This is a genomic window from Amycolatopsis sp. NPDC024027 (assembly GCF_040638975.1).
In the GTDB taxonomy this organism is placed as follows: domain Bacteria; phylum Actinomycetota; class Actinomycetes; order Mycobacteriales; family Pseudonocardiaceae; genus Amycolatopsis.
This window is the reverse complement of the sequence record NZ_JBEZYY010000014.1, coordinates 1-7,035: the sequence shown is the minus strand read 5'-3', so window position 1 is coordinate 7,035 and position 7,035 is coordinate 1. Positions and strand designations below refer to the sequence as shown.

Sequence of the window (7,035 nt, the reverse complement as noted above, 5' to 3'; positions counted from 1 at the left end):
TGATGGTGAGGGAGTCGGTGTAGCGGCGTTCGGCCTCGGCGTAGTCACCGCGAGCCTGGGCAAGGATGCCGAGCTGGTGGTAGCTGCTGGCCATGCCAGCACGGTCGCCGAGTTCCTCTTTGACGGTGAGGGAGTCGGTGTAGCGGCGTTCGGCCTCGGCGTAGTCACCGCGAGCCTGGGCGAGTACGCCGAGCTGGTGGTGCCACCGCGCTCGTTGGTCTGCAGTACGTGCCAGCACCTCGAGCGTATGGTGGCTGAGTGTCGATTCGTGGTCCCAGGCGCCGATGAGGTGTAGGCGCTCCACGATGATCTGGCTGATTTTTTCCGCGTCGTCTAGCTGGTCGCTCGCCATGAGGTGGTGACGGGCTTCGAGGGCGTCGTGCAGGTCGTCGTCGCGGTCTTGGGGCCAGACCTGGATGCGCCACTGCCAGTAGTGTGCGGCGTTGCGGTGCGCTTGGCGCAGTTGGTCCTCGTTGTCGTCGTCTCGCCAGCGGCGTTCGAGTTCCGAGGCGGTCCAGCGATGCACAAATACCGTGCCCTCGTCGGTGTCGACAGCGAGCAGGCTGGTCGCGGCCAGGTCCTCGATGAGTGCACTCAGATCGTGCGCTGTCGACCGTGGTGGGCGAGGCGGCGTCCTCAGCTCGTCGAGATCGGGTTGAATCTGCGCGAGGATCCCGGCGGGCAGATGGCCGGCGGTGAAGGTTTCGACGGGAATGTGGTGTTGTTCGAGGACGGCGAGGATGCGTTGTTGCGCGCCGCTGACGTCGGGCTGGTAGGCGGCGGTGTCGTCGACCTCGCCGATCTGGAACAGCAGCGCCGCCGTTCCGACCGGTTCCCGGTAGACGGAGGCGCCCAGGAGCAGCTCACGAGCACCCGGGTGCTCGTCAAGGGCGTGCAGGAGTTCGTCGAGCAGGACGTCGTCGGCGATCAAGGTCAAGGTCTGGGCAAGCGCAGCGTCGAGGGTGTCGGCGGTCAAAGCGGCGTGGGCGTCCGGCCGGGCTTCGATCGCTGTGGTGAGGCGTTGGGTGACGTCGTGGTAGCGGGCGTGGCCGTGGTTGAGGAGGGCGTCGAGATATTCGAGGCTGCGCGGATGCCCGCCGACCAGCCGCCACACCTGGTCGATTTCGGCGTCGCTGAGCCGGTCCAGCGTCGGCAGTGACCAGATCAGCTTGAACGTCTCGGCCATCGACATCGGCCCTACCAGCAAAAACCGAAGACTGCGCTGCGCGTCGCCGGGCAGGGTGAACGGATAGCGCGAGGTGATCAGCAGCCGGCTCCCGCCAGGATCCGATGCCCACAGGGCCAGCAGCTCGGCCAGAGTGCCGTCGGTGAGGTCCTGGTCGGTCAGGTTGTCTTCGAAGTTGTCGAGCACCACCAGCACCGGCACGACACCGAGGACCTGCTCGCGCAAGACGGTGAACCGGTCACGCCACGGCTGCTCGCGTCCCGCGTAGTCGAGAGCACGTAATAGTTGTTCGTGGCCGCCTTCCACCGCGAGGTGGCGGCGCAACGCGCCGGCGATGGCGGTCAGCACACTGTCTACGGACAATTCGCCCTGACAGACGGCTACTACAGGGAATCGCAGGTGGTGGAGCAGCTCAGCTGCTAGTGCGGTCTTTCCGACGCCGCCGATGCCATGTAAGACGACACCGCTGACCGCACGCCCAGCAAACGCGGCCAGGACAACTCGTTGCTCACGACCGCGTCCGACGAATTCACCGTGACCGCGCCCCAGCAACCCGGCCACAGACTTGCGCCCCCGCGCCGGCACCGGCTCACGGGCCCCCGGGTCGAACACCACCGTCGATCCTGCCCCGGCCAGGACGGTGACGACGCTCCACTCGTCCAGCCAAGCCAGCCGGCTCTCCCGCGGATGCGTGGACGAGGCGAGCTGCAACTGCACGATACGGCGGGCGTCGGCGACCGCCGCGACCACATCGGGGACTGCGGACTGGGCCAACTCCTGGTAGACGCGCGCGAACAACGCGGTCGCGTACCAGTCGGTCACGGAGGTTTCGGTCCCGATCACCACGCTCGCACCGTGCTCGACCAGGCTCGCCGCCAACGACGGCGCGCCTTCCTCACCAGGCACGTCGCTGTAGCAGGCTGCCAAGCACACCACCGGCGGCATCGTCCCCGGCGGGATCGCTTCGGCCACCAGCTCCGCCGCGGTCACCGCCCGGGCAGAGCCGTCCTCGGCTTCAAGGTCCAGCGTCCCCGGACCACCGTGACACGACAGATGCAGCACATGGGCGGGGGCTTCGTCCAGCGCGGCCCGGATCGCCGCGGTCGTCGCGAAGGGCACCACACGCACGTCCGCGTCGCCCGCGCGAGCGCCGCGGACCGCGGCGACCACGTTGCGCAGCTCCCGTTCATAGTCCAGTAGCGGGCCACCGCCACGCTCCGGTGCGGAGATCGCGACCAGGATCCGCAACGGCCCCGGCACCTTCCGCACTTTCGGTGCCGTCACCTGGCGGAACACCGTGACCAATGGGCACAAGGCCAGCGGGCGTGACGTCAGCGGGTCCGGGATCGCCTCCCACGGCAGCCCCGACCAGCCGGGCGCCTTGACGCCGATGCGCACTGGCAGATGCTTTGCCGTTGCGTGCCGCAGCACTCGCGCCAGCGCGTTCGCGACAGGCTCGGGCAGGAACGACTCCGCCAGCAAATGCCCAGCTTGCCGCAGCGACACAGCACCCACCGACTCAGCCCCGCCTGAATCGAGCCCGATCGTGGTGCCCAGGACACCGGCGCGTGCCCGGGCACGGCGCGCATCGCCCACTGCAGCCGCGAGCCCGGCGCTGATCCCACGATGCGGCGCAGCAACTGCGGTGACCGGGTCGGTGAGCCGCACTTCGGTGTCGGTCACCTCCAGGACCAGATCCACGGCCTCGCCCAAATCCGGCACACCATCGACCATCACCGTCGCAACATCGATGAGCAGATTCTGCAGATCTTCGGTGCGGGCCACCCACACCGAATGCTCCAGCCAGCCATCAGCCGAGTTGTACCGGGCCGACACCACCCCGACCACTCGATCGTCGGCGAGCCGCCGGACCGGCGCGCCACTCATCCCCTTCATCACGTCTTTGGCCGACAACCGCCCGAGCGGCACTTGCCGGTCCCGTGTCGTCCCACCAGCCCACCGCCCGGGCGCGTCGAGGCCATACGCCGGGTGGCCGGGATCGTCCACTGCGGACACTCCGGTAACGACGACCGCATCCGTGAGCGGCACCCAATCGGTTGCGAACCACCCGGTTACCGACCCGGACAGCGGCACGTCGGCCTGCAGCACCGCCAGATCGTGTAGCGGATCAGACCGCACCACACGCGCGCTCGTGGCCTGCGTGCCCCCGTCGAGGGCATCCACCTCGACCGCATCACCCTCGTCGCCGCGGCCGAGGTCGTCCAGAACCTGCCAAGCTGTGACCAGAACGCCGGGCGAAACCTGGAAACACGTCCCAACCGGCGCGCCATCGGCCGTCAGCACCCGACCCAGGTAAGCGGGAATACTCGGATCAGGTGGCACGGCGCTACTCCGCGGGCTTGGACTCGTAGGTCAGCTTAACCTTCAACGTCGCGTCCACCGACCCGCCCGCGACGATCACATTGCCTTTGGCCGAAAAACCCAGACCGAACTCAACCTCCAGCTTGTCCGGACGCGCCGCCTCCGCCGCCAGCTTCCCCAGCACCTCCACCGCCGAAGCCGCTGCACCCACGATCACCTCATGCGCCCGACCGAACGCATCCACCGCCTTCGCACCCGCATCACCCACCCTCGACGTCGGCTCGTTCCCAGCTACCGGCACCGTCGTTACCAGCACCTCAACCCCACCGAACCGCATCGGCACAACCTGGCCAACCACCACAACTCCCTCCGTCAGACCACCCCACAGTCGTACCCCACGCCAACTCCGTTACCTCCGGGCACCGAACGAGACCTGACCGCGACAGTCACCTGGCATCTGCTATTCGGCATTCCGGACGTCTGATTACCGTCGCCGGTTTGTCCGTCAGATGCGACGCGTTTCTCCGTGACAACCGGCCGCACCCGGCTCAGCGGGGGTCGACCTTCAACGTGGTGAACTGTCGCTTCGAACCGCAGCAGTGTTACGCGCCTGATCACTGTCTGTAACGCACTCTCTATGCCGCTGATCGCGCAGCCGTGGCGCATACGCCTGCTCACCAGCCATGGAGCCGACCTAAGGATTCACAGTGCCAGACAGGTCAGTGCCTCAGCAGCGAGCCGTCGGACCTCATGCCAGCCACTGTCACCGAACCAGGACGCATCCGAAGCCGCAGCGCCTTGGCGATCCGACACGGCGACGACTGCGGCCACGACCGCGCGGATCACATCGGCCTCATCACCATTGCGGAGGATCGTTCCTAGTACGGCAGCCGCACTTGCCGATACGCCACTGTCTTCTCAGGGGTGTTGTGGTCGTGAGCATTCGCCCGGTCCAGGTATCTTGAAAGTCCTTCGACGATGAGTTGGTCGACGGGCATCCTCTGGTTGGACCCATTCCCAGCCCTGGGCAGCCCCGTCGGAGAGTCGAACCCGAAGGTTGCCGAAGCCGCGCGCAGACCTTCTCGGGTTCGGTGATCACAAACGAGGGAGCATTTATGCTCCATAAACGGCGACGATCGACGTCGATTGACACCGAATCAGAGCATGAGCGAATGCAAACATCCCAGCTAGATCGACTGACGTCGTCCCACGTCTAGAACCTCCAGTTAACCGGAGGGTTCTTGGTTCGAGTCCAAGCGGGGGAGCAAAGCCCAGGTCGTAGACCTGGGCTTTTTTGCTACCCAGGAGTAGGGGCGATTTAGTGTCTATCTTGACGTCGTCCAGTGATCGATCGACACCCTGGTCGCGGCCTGAATGATCGCCAGCGGCTGCTGGCCCGGCCGATGTCGGCGCCCCGGTCAGCGACTGTCGGTTTGAGCGCAGTAGGTGAGAAGCGGTCGAATGTGGGGTGCCCCGTCGACGGCTGTCCTTGGCCAGGAGACGCCGGCGTCCGCGCTGTCGGTCGACGATCTGCCAGGCCGTACCGACGTCGTGCGCCTGTCCCGATCGTGTCGGCTGCAGCGTGCCAATCCGGCTGATCGCGGTCGGGCACCGCATTAGTCTCAGCGGATGAGCACCGAGCGTCCCTCGGGTGATCCGGGCCGAGCCCGCATCCGACGAGCTGTCCGGCGACGATGCCAGCCGATCGGCAGCCGGAGCGTCGTTTCCGTCCGCCGCGGTCGAAGTGCCGAAGCCGTTTCAGCGGTTGGTCACACCGACCTCGTCGGCATCCACCGCGCAGCAGGCGGTGGCTCGCATCGCGCAGGACGCCGCAGACATCAGCTGGGCGATCGCGAGCAGTCCGGCTGCTCAGCTCGCCGGGGGGTGTCGAGAAGCAGCGGCGTAAGTTCGCCGAGATCGGGGCGGACGCGGCGCGCGCCGCGTCCGGGGTCGGTGATTGGGGAGCCGGCTGGAAGTGGCTGCGTGAGCAGCAGTCCGAGTGGGCGCAGCAGGTAGCAGGCTCGATCCAGCGTGCTGTCGATGGGTTGGCGCCCTGGATCAAGAAGGCCGCCACGACGGTAGGCGAGGAGGCCAAGGCCTATTACCGCCGTGCGGCACCGCCGAACTGGATCACCGACGAGGTGCTGAAGGTCGACTTCATCGCGGCCGTCCGGTTTTCCCCCTCGGAAGGCATCCCGCTGGCCTGGGTGCCGGACCCGGAGACTGTGCAGCTTCTGCTCGGAGTCGCCGCCGAAGCTTGTCGCGCGTTGCCGGACCCGCCCGATCGCCCACGTCGCCGCCGAGATGGGCATCTCCCGCCAATGCGCATCCAAGTGGGTCAACCGCTACCGCCGCCACGGCGAGACCGGCCTGCTCGACCACCCGAGCGTCCCGCACCACCAGCCCACCGCCACCCCCGCCGATGTGGTGGTCCGGATCGAGCAGCTGTGCCGGCAACGTAAGTACTCCGCCCGCCGGATTGCCACCGAACTCGCCGCCGACGGCATCACCATCTCGGTCCGCACCGTCGGACGCCACCTGCTCCACCTCGGGCTGAACCGACGGCGCTTCATCGACCCCACCGGTGACACCAACCGGCAACCGCAACGGATCATCGCCTGCTGGCCCGGCCACATGGTCCACCTCGACGTGAAGAAGACCGGCCGGATCCCCGACGGTGGTGGCTGGCGGATCCACGGCAAAGGCAGCGACCAGGACAAACGCATCGCTCGCGGCAAAACCCGAGGTCAGCGGGCCCGCTACACCTACCTGCACTCCGCCGTCGACGGCTACTCGCGGCTGGCCTACACCGAAGCCCTGCCCGATGAGAAGCCCGCACGGCGATCGGGTTCGTCCACCGCGCCCGGGCATTCTTCGCCACCCACGGCATCACCCACATCCACCGCCTGGTCACCGACAACGGGGCCTGTTACCGTGCGAACGACTTCGCCACCGTCCTACGCGGAGCCCGCCACCAGCGGATCACGCCCTAACACCCCACGCCACAACGGCAAAGTCGAACGCTACAACCGCATCCTGGCCGAAGAGTTCCTCTACGCCCACGTCTGGCTCAGCGAAGCCCATCGCACCGCAGCCCTGGCCGTCTGGAACATCCACTACAACTACCATCGACCACACACCGCCGCCGGAAACCAGCCACCAGCATCCCGGCTCCACACCGGCGTCACCAACGTCAGGGCCTCATACAACTAGCTCTGCGCGGCGCAACAGGTGCAGGGCCAGCGTCTTGGCTCTGGAATACGCATCCATTACCGTGGCGGATGCCGTCTCGCGTGTGCCTGCCGCGGCACCGGCAGCCAACGCCGCGGCCACCAGTTCGACTGAATCGATCACACTAGACCCTCGTCAAGCTCTTTGAGCAAGGGAAGTGTCGGTCGGGCTGCCCAATTGCTACAACGCGCTCTCATGCCGCGGGTCTGTCAAACGAGCGGTGTAACTCGGGTTGAAGGGGGATCTACTTGCGTCCGGCGGCCAGACGGCCGTCGAAGGCGATCTCGAACGCGTTC

The 7,035-nt window shown here is 67.0% G+C and carries 3 protein-coding genes and 1 pseudogene; 2 read left to right on the top strand and 2 right to left on the bottom strand.

What is annotated here, in order from left to right:
* Both AB0F52_RS30045 and AB0F52_RS30040 read right to left on the bottom strand, forming a co-directional pair.
* The coding region (locus AB0F52_RS30045; protein WP_360178279.1) for a CHAT domain-containing protein at window positions 1–3,490 on the bottom strand (3,490 nt) is incomplete at its 3' end.
* Between the two features lie 43 nt (window positions 3,491–3,533).
* Window positions 3,534–3,866: a CU044_2847 family protein gene (locus AB0F52_RS30040; RefSeq protein ID WP_360178276.1), complete on the bottom strand. Its 333-nt coding sequence runs from the start codon at window positions 3,864–3,866 to the stop codon at window positions 3,534–3,536.
* Between the two features lie 1,293 nt (window positions 3,867–5,159).
* Between AB0F52_RS30040 and AB0F52_RS30035 the strand changes: the two genes are divergently transcribed.
* Both AB0F52_RS30035 and AB0F52_RS30030 read left to right on the top strand, forming a co-directional pair.
* Window positions 5,160–5,414, top strand: a complete 255-nt coding sequence (locus AB0F52_RS30035) for a hypothetical protein (protein WP_360178273.1) — start codon at window positions 5,160–5,162, stop codon at window positions 5,412–5,414.
* 317 nt (window positions 5,415–5,731) lie between these two features.
* Window positions 5,732–6,721: pseudogene (locus AB0F52_RS30030) on the top strand (IS481 family transposase).
* The last annotated feature ends 314 nt before the right edge of the window (window positions 6,722–7,035 follow it).